At 72.7% G+C, this 12,652-nt stretch carries 12 protein-coding genes; 2 read left to right on the forward strand and 10 right to left on the reverse strand.

Annotated elements, in window-relative coordinates; all coding sequences use genetic code 11:
• Positions 1–5: 5 nt before the first annotated feature.
• On the reverse strand, positions 6–563 hold the full coding sequence (def, locus tag ACIBEF_RS18825; RefSeq protein ID WP_091401921.1) for a peptide deformylase: 558 nt from the start codon (positions 561–563) through the stop codon (positions 6–8).
• 85 nt (positions 564–648) lie between these two features.
• On the reverse strand, positions 649–3,132 hold the full coding sequence (locus ACIBEF_RS18830) for an ATP-binding protein (RefSeq protein WP_396794513.1): 2,484 nt from the start codon (positions 3,130–3,132) through the stop codon (positions 649–651).
• 239 nt (positions 3,133–3,371) lie between these two features.
• Between ACIBEF_RS18830 and ACIBEF_RS18835 the strand changes: the two genes are divergently transcribed.
• Both ACIBEF_RS18835 and ACIBEF_RS18840 read left to right on the forward strand, forming a co-directional pair.
• Positions 3,372–3,875 carry a hypothetical protein gene (locus ACIBEF_RS18835; RefSeq protein ID WP_396794514.1) on the forward strand — a complete coding sequence of 168 codons (504 nt, stop codon included), beginning with the start codon at positions 3,372–3,374 and terminating at the stop codon, positions 3,873–3,875.
• Entirely contained in the window at positions 3,788–4,600 is an 813-nt protein-coding gene (locus ACIBEF_RS18840) for a hypothetical protein (RefSeq protein ID WP_396794515.1), read from the forward strand. The genes ACIBEF_RS18835 and ACIBEF_RS18840 overlap by 88 nt, the downstream gene beginning before the upstream one ends.
• Before the next feature lie 74 nt (positions 4,601–4,674).
• Here ACIBEF_RS18840 and ACIBEF_RS18845 read toward each other — a convergent pair whose 3' ends face one another.
• The 8 genes from ACIBEF_RS18845 to pyrF form a co-directional block, all read right to left on the reverse strand.
• Positions 4,675–5,658: an AAA family ATPase gene (locus ACIBEF_RS18845; RefSeq protein WP_396794516.1), complete on the reverse strand. Its 984-nt coding sequence runs from the start codon at positions 5,656–5,658 to the stop codon at positions 4,675–4,677.
• Positions 5,659–5,915: 257 nt separating this feature from the next.
• The gene (locus ACIBEF_RS18850) at positions 5,916–7,826 is read right to left on the reverse strand and encodes a primosomal protein N' (protein ID WP_396794517.1); all 1,911 of its coding nucleotides are present in this window, start codon (positions 7,824–7,826) and stop codon (positions 5,916–5,918) included.
• 59 nt (positions 7,827–7,885) lie between these two features.
• Positions 7,886–9,079 carry a methionine adenosyltransferase gene (gene metK, locus ACIBEF_RS18855; protein ID WP_354945685.1) on the reverse strand — a complete coding sequence of 398 codons (1,194 nt, stop codon included), beginning with the start codon at positions 9,077–9,079 and terminating at the stop codon, positions 7,886–7,888.
• An 87-nt stretch (positions 9,080–9,166) separates the two neighbouring features.
• Positions 9,167–10,375, reverse strand: a complete 1,209-nt coding sequence (coaBC, locus tag ACIBEF_RS18860) for a bifunctional phosphopantothenoylcysteine decarboxylase/phosphopantothenate--cysteine ligase CoaBC (protein ID WP_396794518.1) — start codon at positions 10,373–10,375, stop codon at positions 9,167–9,169.
• A 14-nt stretch (positions 10,376–10,389) separates the two neighbouring features.
• A complete protein-coding gene (gene rpoZ, locus ACIBEF_RS18865; RefSeq protein ID WP_030335666.1) occupies positions 10,390–10,653 on the reverse strand; it encodes a DNA-directed RNA polymerase subunit omega in 264 nt (87 codons plus the stop codon).
• Between the two features lie 65 nt (positions 10,654–10,718).
• Positions 10,719–11,252, reverse strand: a complete 534-nt coding sequence (locus tag ACIBEF_RS18870) for a guanylate kinase (RefSeq protein ID WP_396794519.1) — start codon at positions 11,250–11,252, stop codon at positions 10,719–10,721.
• Positions 11,253–11,277: 25 nt separating this feature from the next.
• The gene (gene mihF, locus ACIBEF_RS18875) at positions 11,278–11,595 is read right to left on the reverse strand and encodes an integration host factor, actinobacterial type (protein WP_030335662.1); all 318 of its coding nucleotides are present in this window, start codon (positions 11,593–11,595) and stop codon (positions 11,278–11,280) included.
• 178 nt (positions 11,596–11,773) lie between these two features.
• A complete protein-coding gene (pyrF, locus tag ACIBEF_RS18880) occupies positions 11,774–12,610 on the reverse strand; it encodes an orotidine-5'-phosphate decarboxylase (RefSeq protein WP_396794520.1) in 837 nt (278 codons plus the stop codon).
• Between the last annotated feature and the right edge of the window lie 42 nt (positions 12,611–12,652).

Raw genomic sequence — 12,652 nt, forward strand, 5'->3', positions numbered from 1 at the left:
CCGGGTCAGCGCCCCAGCCCGAACGGGTCGCTGATGTGCGGGCTGAGCTTGACCGTGGGCGGGGCCGCCGCGTCGTACCACTCGGCCTGGCGAATCGCCTTCATGGCTTCCTTGCGCCCCTCCGGGTCCAGTCGGTCCAGGAAGAGCACCCCGTCGAGGTGGTCGGTCTCGTGCTGCACGCAGCGCGCCATCAGGCCGGTGCCGACGATCTGCATCGGGTCGCCGAACGAGCTGAAGCCCTTGGCGACGACGTTCTGCCGACGCTTGGTGTCGAAGTAGAGCCCGGGGATGGACAGGCAGCCCTCCGGGCCGTCCTGCTCCTCCTCGTCGGGGAACTCCAGCACCGGGTTGATCAGATGCCCGAGGACGTCGTCGACGTCGAAGGTGAACACCCGCAGGCTCACACCGAGCTGCGGCGCGGCCAGGCCGGCGCCGTTCTGCTCACGCATCGTGTCGGTGAGGTCGGCGACGAGCCGACGTAGCTCGGCGTCGAAGTCGACCACCGGATCGGCCGGCGTGCGCAGCACCGGATCCCCAAACAGACGGATGGGCTGGACGGTCACGCGGGACGGCTCCTTGTTCGGGTGGACGAGCGGTGCCGTACCAGTCTACGGAGTGCCCGGCCGGACACCGGGCGGCGCACCTCGCTCAACCACCCCCGGTGTGCCCAGCGTCACCGACGGGCGACCCGGCCAACAGCTCCCGCACCCGCTCGGCGTCCGGGTGGCCGAGATCGTCGAGGATGACCAGGGCCCGCCGCCAGGTTCGCGCGGCGCCGGCCGCGTCCCCCACCGCCTGCCGGCTCTCGCCGAGCCGGGACAGGGTGTCCGCCTCGTCGTAGCGGTCGCTGACCCGCCGGTACAGCCCGAGGGCCCGCTGGAAACAGCGGATCGCCGCCGCGTGGTCGGCCAGTCGGGCGTGGATGAAGCCGAGGCTGTCCCAGGTGTTCGCCTCGCCGTGCCGGTCCCCTGTCGTCCGCAGCAGCGCCAACGCCTCCCGGCAGTGCCCGAGCGCCGGCTCGTACCGGCCGAGCTGGGCGTACGCCCACCCGACCGCGTTGCGGGCGCTGGCCTCCCCGGCGATGTGCCCGGCGGCCCGGTACAGCGCGAGGGCCCGCTCGCTCTGCTCCAGGGACTCGGCGTGCCGGCCGAGCCCGTCGAGCATCGCGCCGAACGCCCGGTGGGTGCGCGCCTGGCCGGTGTGGTCGGTGAGATCCGCGAAGATCGCCAGGGCCTGCCGGTAGTTCCTCGCCGCCTCGTTTACCCGGCCCAGCCGGGACAGCACCCTGGCGAGGTCGCGGTGGGCGTTCGCCTGCCCGGGTCGGTCGCCGGCCCGCTGCGCCCCGGCCAGGGCGTTGCGCTGGGCCACGGCCAGGTCCGGCCACCGCCCCCGGCGTTGCAGGAAGTCCACCAGTGTCCAGGCCAGTTGCCACGCGTGACCGTCGAACCCGGCCCGCCGCGCGTGGGCGACGGCCGCGAGCAGCACCGGATACTCGACGCTGAACCAGGCGAGCGCCTGACCGAGGTCGGCGATCTCCTCGGGCAGCACACCCGGCGCGGCGGCGGTGAGGGTGACCGGGTCCCGACCCGGTTGCAGCAGCAGTGCCGCCGCGTGGGCGGTGTGCAGGTAGTGGTCCAGCCCACGCCGGATCGCGGCCCGCCGCGCCTGCTCCGGTTCGAGACGTTCGACCTGCTCGGCCGCGTACGCCCGGAGCAGGTCGTGCGCGCCGACCCGACCGGGGGCGTGCTCGGTGACGAGGTGCGCGTGGGCCAGTTCGGCCAGCAGTCGGGGCACCTGGGCCCGGGGCAGCCCGGCCAGACTGGCCGCCGCGGCGAACCCGATGTCCGGTCCGGGATGGCAGCCGAAGAGCCGGAACAGGCGGGCCGCCGCCGGGGTCAGGCCCCGGTACGACCAGGAGAAGACGGCCTGCACGTCGGTGCCGGCGTCCCCTCCGTCGAACGAGTCGAGTGGTCGAGGCGCCGCCCGCAGTTCGGCGGCGAGGGTGGCCAGCGGGAACGTCGGCTTCTCCGCACCTCTCGCGGCGAGCACGGCCAGCGCCAGCGGCAGCCGCGCACACCGCTCGATGATCTCGTCCACCGCCTGCGGCTCGGCCGCCAACCGGTCCGTGCCGAGCCTCCGGGCCAACAGTTGCCAGGCCTCGGCGGTGCTGAGCAGGTCGACGCCGATCGGCCGGGCGCCCTCGGCCGCGATCAGCCCGGCGAGCCGGTTGCGGCTTGTCACCAGGACCAGGCAGTTCGGGCTGCCCACCAGCAGGGGTCGGATCTGGTCGGCGTCGCGGGCGTTGTCCAGCAGCACCAGCATCCGGCGGCCGGCGAGCAGGCTGCGGTAGAGGCCCACCTGCGCGGGCAGGTGGGTGGGGATGCGTTCGGGCGGTACCTCGAGGGCCTCCAGGAAGCCTCGGACCGCCTCGACGGCCGTCACCACCGTCCCGGTGGCGTCGAACCCGCGCAGGTCGACGTAGAGCTGGCCGTCCGGGAAGCGGTCGGCGACCCGGTGCGCGAAGGTGACAGCGAGGGTCGTCTTGCCGACTCCGGCCGTACCGGACAGCGTCATGACGGGGATCGACGCCATGCCGTCGTTCCCGGGTGCCACGGCACGAGCGCATTCGGCCTCGAGCTGGGCGAGTTGAGTCGCCCGCCCGACGAAACCGGGCAGCGCCGGGGGCAGCTGGCGGGGTATCGGGAACCGGGGGGACGTGGTGCCGGCGCGCGGGCCGCCGACCCCGGCCCGCGCGACCGCGCGTCCGCTGGTCGCGTGCTCCCGGTTCGGGCGTCGGCGTCGCTCTTCGACCCGGTCCCGCGCGGTGGCCAGCACCCCCTGTTCGGCGGGGCTGGCCCCGAGCAGTCGGATGAGGACGTCGAACCGCTCCGGTGGCGGCAGGATGTTGCCGGCGAAATACTCCCCGATGATCCCGCGTGACCAGCCGGTCTTCGCGGCCAACTGTCGGTACGTCAGCAGGGTCTCGCCCTGTTGCCGGGCTTCGCGGCGGCGCAGCTGGCGCAGCAACCCGGCCAGCTCGGGCAGTGTCTGCGTCTCGGTGCCGAGGCGGACCAGCTCGGTTGACCCGTGTGACGTCTGATGAGTGCCGGACGGTATCCACTGCTCAGACATGCGACCCCCACCCCGGTCATCCGGCCCCCCGGATGCGCACGGGCAGGGTAAATCCGGCCCCGCACCAATCGATAGATGGCTGCCAATGTATGACAGTTCCACTACGGACGGTCGCCCCGTCCAACAGTGTCCAGCGGTGTCCAGTCCCGTCCAGGATCCGCCCCATGGCGTCGACGCCCCTGCCACCGTCCTGGTGCGGGCACGGCCCGCTCCACGACCCCTGGGGGAAGAGGTACCCGATGATCCGTCCACACCCGACCACCCGGCGCCCCGTGGCGATGCTGCGTCGCGTCGCCGTCACCGCGATCAGTCTCACGCTGCTCGCCGCCGGCCTGACCGCCACACCGGCCACCGCCGCACCCGGAGGCAAGGCCCCCGCCACCGGATCGTTCATCGACAGCACGCCCGTGCCCGGCGGCTTCGCCTCCTGGTCGGAGCTGCTCCGGGTGCAGCAGCGCATGAACAACGCCGCCGCCCAGATCACGAACGCGGCGCAGCGCAGCGCCAACTCCGGCTTCGCCGGCATCGTCGCCGACCCCACCACCCGCCACCTCCAGGTCTACTGGAAGGGTGAGCCGCCGGCCAACCTGGTGGCCAACGCCCGGGCCACCGTCGCCACCCAGGTGCTGCCCGCCGCGGCGACAAGATCACCACGGTGGGGCCGCGCGCCGACGGCGCCGGCCTGCTCGTCGGCACGCAGGACGGGCTGCTCGGTGCCACCGCGCTGGCCGGTGTGCCGGTGACCGTGCAGACCAAGGTCGCCGCCGCGCCGGCGACCCGATGGGACGACACGGCGCCATGGTGGGGCGGTGCCGCCTGGCGCAACGCCACCACCGGCGGCGGCTGCTCGACCGGCTTCGGGGTCTTCCAGGGCGGGTCCGCGCGGATCCTCTCCGCCGCACACTGCGGCAACATCAACAACGCCGCGACCGACCCGACCGGGCAGTCGATGGGCATCGTCGGCACCCGCAACGCCGGCACCGACACCCTGCTGCTCTCCGGGGCCTCGGGCGGCCGGGTCTTCAACAACAGCACCGACGCGCAGGGCAGGGTGGTCAGTGAGTTCAGCAACCAGGTGATCGGCGCGTCGGCCAGCCAGGTCGGCAACTGGGTGTGCACCTCCGGCGCGTACTCCGGCACCCGCTGCTCGATCCAGGTGAAGGCCCGCAACCTGTGCATCAACGTGCGCGACTTCGGCCAGGTCTGCGGTCAGGTCCAGGCGGAGAACACCACCGGCACCAACGCCGTCGGCCAGGGTGACAGCGGCGGCCCGGTGGAGATCGTGAACGCGGCGAACACCCTCCAGGTCTGGGCCACCGGCACCAACACCGCCATCGACGACACCTTCACGTCGACGGCCTGCACCGGCTACCGCCCCACCGGCCGGGTCTGCGCCTGGCGGTTCTACTACGAGGACATCTTCTCCGGCATGGCCGGCGTCGGCGCCTCGGGTGTCGTCCTCGGCTGAGCCGTACCAGCTATCCGCCGTACGACTCGGTGGCCGGGCCGGCGCGCGTACCCCGCGCGTCGGCCCGGCCTCGCTCAGACGCCGGCGGCCGGGTCCCCCGCGAGCACCGCGTCGCCGCGGAGCAGCGCCGGCTCGGGCAGCGGCAGTTGGATCTTGTGAGCCGCCTCCCAGTCGTAGATCAGGCCGGGGCGCACCTGGGCGGCGAAGTAGTCGATCGCCGTCATCCCGCCCACCACCGGCTCGTCGACCTCGGCGACCAGTTGGGCGGGGACCAGGGAGAACCCATTCTGCAGAGCGGCGCTGAGGCGGCGATGGCCGTCGACGACGAAGAAGTACTCGCCGGTGAACCCGATCTTCAGCGGTTCGAGGGCCTCGTCGCCGGCCTCGGCCACCCCCCCGACGAAGTCGGTGTCCCACAGACCACGCAAGGTGGCGATGTCCTCGGTCGGGTAGACCCGGGCCGGGTCCAGCAGCAGCAGCGGCGGCCCGTCGCGCAGCACCTCGGCGCCGAGCGTGCCCTCGTACGCGGCCACGATGTGCTCGATCACCTCGGCGGCGGACGCCCGGGTGGTGTCGCAGATCAGGTCGTAGTTACGCAGCCGGGCCTTGTCCACCCCGTAACGGATGATGAACCGACTGCGCTCGCTCGCGCTGCGCTCCCGGAGCTTGGCCTTGGCCTCCTCCAGCGAGGCGTAGCTCTCGGCCGGCCCGGAGGGGCGGGCGAGCACCCGGCGGGCCGCCTCGCCCGGCTCGGTGATCATGTGCACCTTGAGCGCGTCGGTGAAGAAGTGCCAGGCCAGCCGGGAGTCCATGACGAGGCGCTCACCGGAGGCGGCGATGTCCCGCTGGAGCTGGTCGACGTAGCCGTCGACGGCCTGGTCGAGCTCGGCGTGCAGGTTGAGCTGCAGGGCGGTCATCTGCCGCTGCTGCGCCATCTCCCGGTAGAGGTCCCCCACGCTGACCCGGCGCATGCCGAGCCGCTTGGCGATCTCGACCGACACGGTGCTCTTGCCGCTGCCGAGGTCGCCGTTGAAGACGATCGATTGTCCAACGGTCACGACTGGTCCACCCCTGATCACCGGCTCATTGACATCATCGACCTCGCGCCCGACCGACGCGTTCCCGCCATCGTCGCGCCATCCCGCGACGGCCCCAGCTCGGCGTGGCTGACGCCCCCTCGAAACCTGGAGACCGTCGTACGCCTTGGCATGACGGGCGATGCTACCACTCGGACGCCACCGCTTTGCCGGACGCGGTGTGCGAGGGCCCCCGGCAGCGGGTGAGGTCCGCGACCGTCAGCACCGGCCGAAACACCTCAGAACAGGCTCAGCGGATCGACCTGGAGACGAACCGGATCGGCGGCCTTGCGAGCGGCCCGGACGCCGGCGGCCGAGTGCAACGCCTCGGCGAGCGCAGCGGCGCGGGCCCGGGGCACCCGGACCAACATCCGTTCCCGGCCCTCCTCGGCCGGCACCGGCCCGAGCACCTCGGCGTCGTCCGGCAGCCGAGCCGCCGCCAGCAGGTCCGCGACCGCCTCGGCCACCCCGGTGACGCTCGCCATCCGCACGGCCGGCGGGAAGCCCAGCTCGCGGCGCTCGGCCAGCTCCCGACCGGCGAACCAGCCGGCGTCCCAGCGCAGCAGCGCCTGCACGGGGGCGAGCGCGCCGTCGGCGACCACCACCACCCGGCCGGCCGGCGCCGGGCGGGCCAGCGCCGCCGCCGCCAACCAGCGGCGCAGCGACTCCTCGCCGGCGCGCAGGTCGGCCCGGGTCAGCAGGGCCCACGAGTCGAGCAGCAGCACGGCGCCGTAGCCACCCTCGGCGACCGGCTCGGCGCCCGGGGTCGCCACCACCAGGGCCGCGCCGCCTGGCACGTCGGTCAGCACCTCCTCGCGCCCCGAGGTGCGCACCGGCACGTCGGGGAACGCCCGGCCCAGCTCCTCGGCGGTCCGCCGGGCGCCGGTCACCGCGGCCCGCAGCCGCCGCCCACCGCACTCCGGGCAGGCGTACGCGGCCGCCACCCGGGCGCACCACCGGCAGGCCGGGGTGCCACCGGCCGAGGGCAGCGCGAGCGGGCCGGCGCAGTGCGCGCAGCGGGCCGGGGTGCGGCACTCGGCGCAGGAGATCGACGGGACGTAGCCACGGCGGGGCACCTGCACCAGCACCGGCAGGTCCTGGCGGAGCGCGTCGCGGGCCGCCGTCCAAGCCAGGCTGGGCAGCCGGGCGGTGGCGGCCCCGGGGTCACGGGCCAGCTGCGGGTCGTCCCCGGTCGGCGCGATGGTCGGAATCCGCGCCCGCACGGTGGCCCGGTCGGCGACCACCTCCGGGGCCCAACCGGTCTCCACCAGCAACTGCGCCTCGGCCGTCCGGGCGTACCCGCCGACCAGCGCGCCGGCCTCGGCGAGGTGGGCGCGGGTGAGCAGCACGTCGCGGGCGTGCGGGTAGGGCGCCCGGGGCTCGGAGTGCAGGTCGTCACCGTCGTCCCAGACGGCGACGAGGCCGAGCCGGGCCACCGGGGCGAACATCGCCGCCCGGGTGCCGATCACCACCGGCACCTGGCCACGGCGAGCGGCGAGGAACGCCCGGTACCGCCGGGCCGGGCCGAGCGCGGCGGAGAGGCTGACGTGCCGCCCCGGGCCGAGGACGCCGGTGAGCGCCGCGTCGAGACGGTCGAGGTCACGCGCGTCGGGCACCACGACCACGGCGCCGCGCCCACCGGTGACTGTGGCCGCCACCGCGTCGGCGTACCGGGCCGCCCAGTCCTCACCGGGCAGCGCCGACCAGACCGCGCGGGGCGCCCGGCCGTCGGCGAGCGCCCGCAGCAGAGCCGGACCGGTCGGGTAGTCGCGCCACCCGCGCGGGTCGAGCGCCCCGACGGGGGCCGCCGGGGTGGGCGGCTCGTCGTGGGGCTCCTTCTCCACCCGCGCGTGCCGGGGCGGCACGGCGAGCCGGAGCACGTCGGCGAGGCTGCCCGCGTACCGGTCGGCGACCGCCCGGGCCAGCCGGGCGACCTCCGGGGCCAGCACCGGCTCCGGGGAGACCATCTTCTCCAGGTACGCGAGACGGCCGGTGTGCCCGGAGTCGTCGGCGCGCGACAGCAGCCACCCGTCGACGAGTTGCCCGGCGAAGCGCACCTTCACCCGGGTACCGGGCACCGCCACCTCGTCCAGCTCCGCCGGCACCAGGTAGTCGAACGGCCGGTCCAGGTGCGCCAGTCCGACATCCACGCAGACGCGCGCGACCGGCGACCCGTCCGCGGGTCGCCGGTCGCTGCGCTTGGTGGCGGTCAGGCTCCCGCGGCCGACTTGAGGTCGGCGGCCCGGTCGGTGCTCTCCCAGGTCAGGTCCGGCAGCTCCCGGCCGAAGTGGCCGTACGCGGCGGTCTGCTGGTAGATCGGGCGGAGCAGGTTGAGGTCCCGGATGATCGCGGCCGGACGCAGGTCGAACACCTCGGTGACGGCCTTCTCGATCGAGGACACGGGCACGGTCTCGGTGCCGAACGTCTCGATGAACAGGCTCACCGGGTGCGCCTTGCCGATGGCGTAGGCCACCTGCGCCTCGCACCGCTCGGCCAGACCGGCGGCGACCACGTTCTTGGCCACCCACCGCATCGCGTACGCGGCCGAGCGGTCCACCTTGGACGGGTCCTTGCCGGAGAACGCGCCGCCACCGTGGCGGGCGTACCCGCCGTAGGTGTCGACGATGATCTTGCGGCCGGTCAGCCCGGCGTCGCCCATCGGGCCGCCGATCTCGAAGCGGCCGGTCGGGTTGACCAGCAGCCGGTAGCCGTCGGTGTCCAGGCCGAGGCTCTCCAGCTCCGGGGCGATCACGTGGTCGCGCACGTCCGGGGTGAGCAGCGAGTCCAGCGAGATGTCGGCGGCGTGCTGGCTGGACACCACGACGGTGTTCAACCGGACCGGACGCAGCCCTTCGTACTCGATGGTGACCTGGGTCTTGCCGTCCGGGCGCAGGTACGGGATCGTGCCGTCCTTGCGCACCGCCGAGAGGCGGCGGGCCAGCCGGTGCGCGAGCGCGATCGGCAGCGGCATCAGCTCGGGCGTCTCCGAGCAGGCGAAGCCGAACATCATGCCCTGGTCGCCAGCGCCCTGCGCGTCCAGCGCGCTCTCCGACGCTCCGGTGCGCAACTCGAAGGCATTGTCCACACCCTGCGCGATGTCCTCGGACTGCGCACCGATGGAGACGCTGACCCCGCAGGAGGCGCCGTCGAAGCCCTTCTTCGACGAGTCGTAGCCGATGTCGAGGATGGTCCGGCGGACGATCGTCGGGATGTCGGCGTACGCCTTGGTGGTCACCTCACCGGCGATGTGCACCTGACCGGTGGTGATCATGGTTTCCACGGCCACGCGGCTGTGGGGGTCCTCGGCCAGCAGCGCGTCGAGGATGCCATCGCTGATCTGGTCAGCGATCTTGTCCGGGTGGCCTTCCGTGACCGATTCGGACGTGAAGAGACGGCGTGTCACGGCACTCCTAAGCGTATGAAGTCGTTCCGCGGAAGTTTAATCACCACAGCGGTCCGTGTCGGGTTCGGTTGTGCTCTGTTCCACCCGTCAGGAGCCGGCGGGCAGCCGCGCGACGACGAGATCCCAGACGGCGTCGGCCACAGCTTCCTTGGCCTGCTCGGGCAGCCGGCTGACCGAGCCGTCCGCGCCGATGACCGTCACCGTGTTGGTGTCGGCGCCGAAGACCAGGTCCAGACCGACCTCGTTGACCACGATCAGGTCGGCCCGCTTGCGGGCGAGTTTCGCCCTACCGTTGGCCTCGGCATCGCCGGTCTCGGCGGCGAACACCACCAGCACCTGCCCTGGCCGTTTGCGCTGGCCGAGCTCCGCCGCGATGTCCGGGTTCGTGACGAGCTCGATGGTGGGTGCGACACCGTCGTCCGACTTCTTGATTTTGCCAGTCGCGTACGTCGCGGGCCGGAAATCGGCCGGCGCCGCCGCCATCACCACCGCGTCGGCCTCGTCGGCGGCCTTGACTGTCGCCTCCCGCAACTCGGCGGTGGTGCCCACCCGGATCAGGTCGACCCCGGCCGGGTCGGCGAGGCCGACGTTGGCCGAGATCACGGTGACCCGGGCACCCCGGGCGACAGCCGCGCGGGCGAACGCGTACCCCTGCTTGCCCGACGAGCGGTTGCCCAGGAAACGCACCGGGTCGAGAGGCTCACGGGTGCCACCGGCGGTGACCACCACCCGGCGACCGGCCAGGTCGGCGGGGGCGGAGGCGCCACGGACCAGCAGCCGACCGGCGACGGCGAAGATCTCCGCCGGGTCGGGCAGGCGGCCCTTGCCGGTGTCGGCGCCGGTGAGCCGGCCGACGGCGGGCTCGATGACCCGGACCCCGCGGGAGCGCAACGTGGCCACGTTGGCCACTGTGGCGGGGTGCTCCCACATCTCGGTGTGCATGGCCGGGGCCAGCAGGACCGGGCAGCGGGCGGTCAGCAGGGTGTTGGTCAGCAGGTCGTCGGCGAGGCCGTGGGCGGCCTTGGCGAGCAGGTCGGTGGTGGTCGGCGCGACCACCACCAGGTCGGCCTGCTTACCGAGCCGGACGTGGGGCACCTCGTGGACGTCGGTCCAGACGTCGTCGGCGACCGGTTGACCGGAGAGCGCGGCCCAGGTCGGCGCTCCAACGAAGCGGAGCGCCGACGCGGTTGGCACCACCCGAACCCGGTGACCCGATTCGGTGAAGAGTCGCAGCAGCTCGCACGCCTTGTAGGCGGCGATGCCGCCACCGACCCCGAGGACGATCGAGGCGGACATCGGCCAGCGGGGGCTTACGGCTGGTCGGTCGGCTCGGCGGTGAGCAGGCCCGAGTTGATCTCGCGCATGGCGATGGAGAGGGGCTTCTCCTGCGGGGTGGTCTCGACGAGCGGGCCGACGTACTCCAGCAGACCCTCACCGAGCTGGCTGTAGTAGGCGTTGACCTGGCGCGCGCGCTTGGCGGCGAAGATGACCAGCGCGTACTTCGACGTCGTCTTCTCGAGGAGCTCGTCGATCGGCGGGTTGGTGATGCCTTCGGGGTTGGCGATGGATCCCACGAATTAACCTCTGCGTCTTTCGAGCCGCGCGGACGCGGTGCTGAGTCTCAACGGCGGCCGACCCGTCAGCCACGCACGCGTGACCAGGCCGGATCCGGATAAGAAGAACCGAGTAAGCCTACCAGCTCCGCAACCACCCGTTCGGTGTGGTCGTGGGTCAGCGCGTACGCGACGGTGGCGGCCACCGTGGCGTCGGGCGCGTACCCGGGTGGGCTCAGCAGCACCAGCCGGGCATCGGGCAGGCGCGCCCGGACCAGTGGGACGCCGCGCAGGTCGAGCGGGAGCAGCACCGGCTGCCCGGCGTCGAGCCGGGCGCGCAGCGGTGGGTACGGGGTGCCCCGGCGGTGCGAACCGATCCGGGACCACTCCAGCAGCTCGCCGTCGACGATCCGTCGATCGAACTCGGCGGGGGCGAGGAAGACGCGGTCCACCCCGTCGATCTCCGACTCCCGGCGCGGCCTGGTGGTTGCCGCGACCGGGATCCACACGGACGGAGAACGCGCCCGGACGAGCTCGACGACACTCTCCCTGCCGGAACCCGAAGGTCCAGCCAGGACAGTGAGCCGAGCCGCCGGGCGCGCCTCGTCATCCGTGCTCACTGCTTGTTTCTACACGCTGCCAGGTTCAGTTGGCGGCGAACTCTCCAAGCAGTGCCTTGCGCTGCTGCTCGCCGAGGCCACGCAGGCGACGGCTGTCGGCGATCTTGAGCTTCTCCATGATCTGGGTAGCCCGGATCTTGCCGATGCCCGGCATGGCCTGCAGGACGGCCGACACCTTGAGCTTGCCAACGACGTCGTCGCTCTCGGCCCGCTCGAGGACAGCACCGAGGGTGGTCTTGCCCTGCTTGAGCTGCTCCTTCAGCTGAGCACGGGCCTTGCGGATCTCCGCGGCCTTCTCGAGCGCGGCAGCGCGTTGTTCGGGGGTCAGTGACGGGAGCGGCACCAGTTCTCCTCAGGTCCCTATCGCGGCGGGCGGGGCGCACCGCCGCATCTGTGAAACGTGGTGTCGCTGTGAACCAAGGGGTCCATGGTTCCCAGCGCGGGGAAAACTAGCGGCCAACGGAGCTTTCGGCAACGTGGGGGCCGCATGATCACCGTAGAGTGACCGACCCGTCAGTCAGTCACCGGGCAGGCAGAACGGCCCGGCAGTCGACCAGAACGCGGTCCGCGGCGGCCCGCAACGCGGCCACATCAGGGCCTGCCGAGAGCACTTCCCGGGAGTACGACGGGAGCACCGAGGCGAGGCTCGAACCGAAGACGGTACGCAGATCGGCTGCACCGGCACCCTGCGCGCCGAGCCCCGGAGCGAGCAGTGGGCCGCCCACGCCGGAGAGGTCATGACCGGTGTCACCGATGGTCGCGCCGACCACCAGACCGAAGCTCCCGAGTGGGGACGCACCCCTGTTGAGCTGGGAAATCTCGTCGATCACGGTTTGCGCCACGGTGCGGCCGTCGGCCGTGACGGCCCGCTGCACGGCGGCGCCCTCGGGGTTGGAGGTGAGGGCCAGCACGAACACGCCGCCGCCGTGCTCGGCAGCCAGTTCGAACATCGGTGCCAGCGAGCCGACCCCGAGGTAGGGGCTCGCGGTGACCGCGTCGACATACACGGGGCTGGATGGATCAAGGTACGCGGCGGCGTACGCGCTCACCGTCGAGCCGATGTCGCCGCGCTTGACGTCGAGCAGAACGAGCGAGCCAGCATCTCGTAACTGTCGGATAGTTGACTCAAGAATCGCCACACCTCGGGACCCGAACCGCTCGAAAAAGGCCGACTGAGGCTTGACTACCGCAACCCGGTCACCGATGGCTTCCACCACGGTTCGGCTGAACCGGTCGAGCCCCTCGACGTCGTCCGGGAGGCCCCACTGAGCCAGCAGACCCGGATGCGGGTCGATGCCCACACAGAGTGGGCCCCGCTCGGTGATCGCCCGGTGCAGCCGGGTACCGAAGCTCTCCATCGGAGTGTTCCCCTCTTCTCGTCCGGGCGGCTGACCCGCCCG

Source organism: Micromonospora sp. NPDC050795, assembly GCF_044456785.1.
GTDB lineage: Bacteria > Actinomycetota > Actinomycetes > Mycobacteriales > Micromonosporaceae > Micromonospora.

Coding starts and splice junctions, on each gene's coding strand:
- ACIBEF_RS18835 (WP_396794514.1), top strand. CDS start 3,372: ATGATCCGTCCACACCCGACCACCCGGCGCCCCGTGGCGATGCTGCGT.
- coaBC (WP_396794518.1), bottom strand. CDS start 10,375: ATGTCCGCCTCGATCGTCCTCGGGGTCGGTGGCGGCATCGCCGCCTAC.
- ACIBEF_RS18830 (WP_396794513.1), bottom strand. CDS start 3,132: ATGTCTGAGCAGTGGATACCGTCCGGCACTCATCAGACGTCACACGGG.
- pyrF (WP_396794520.1), bottom strand. CDS start 12,610: ATGGAGAGCTTCGGTACCCGGCTGCACCGGGCGATCACCGAGCGGGGC.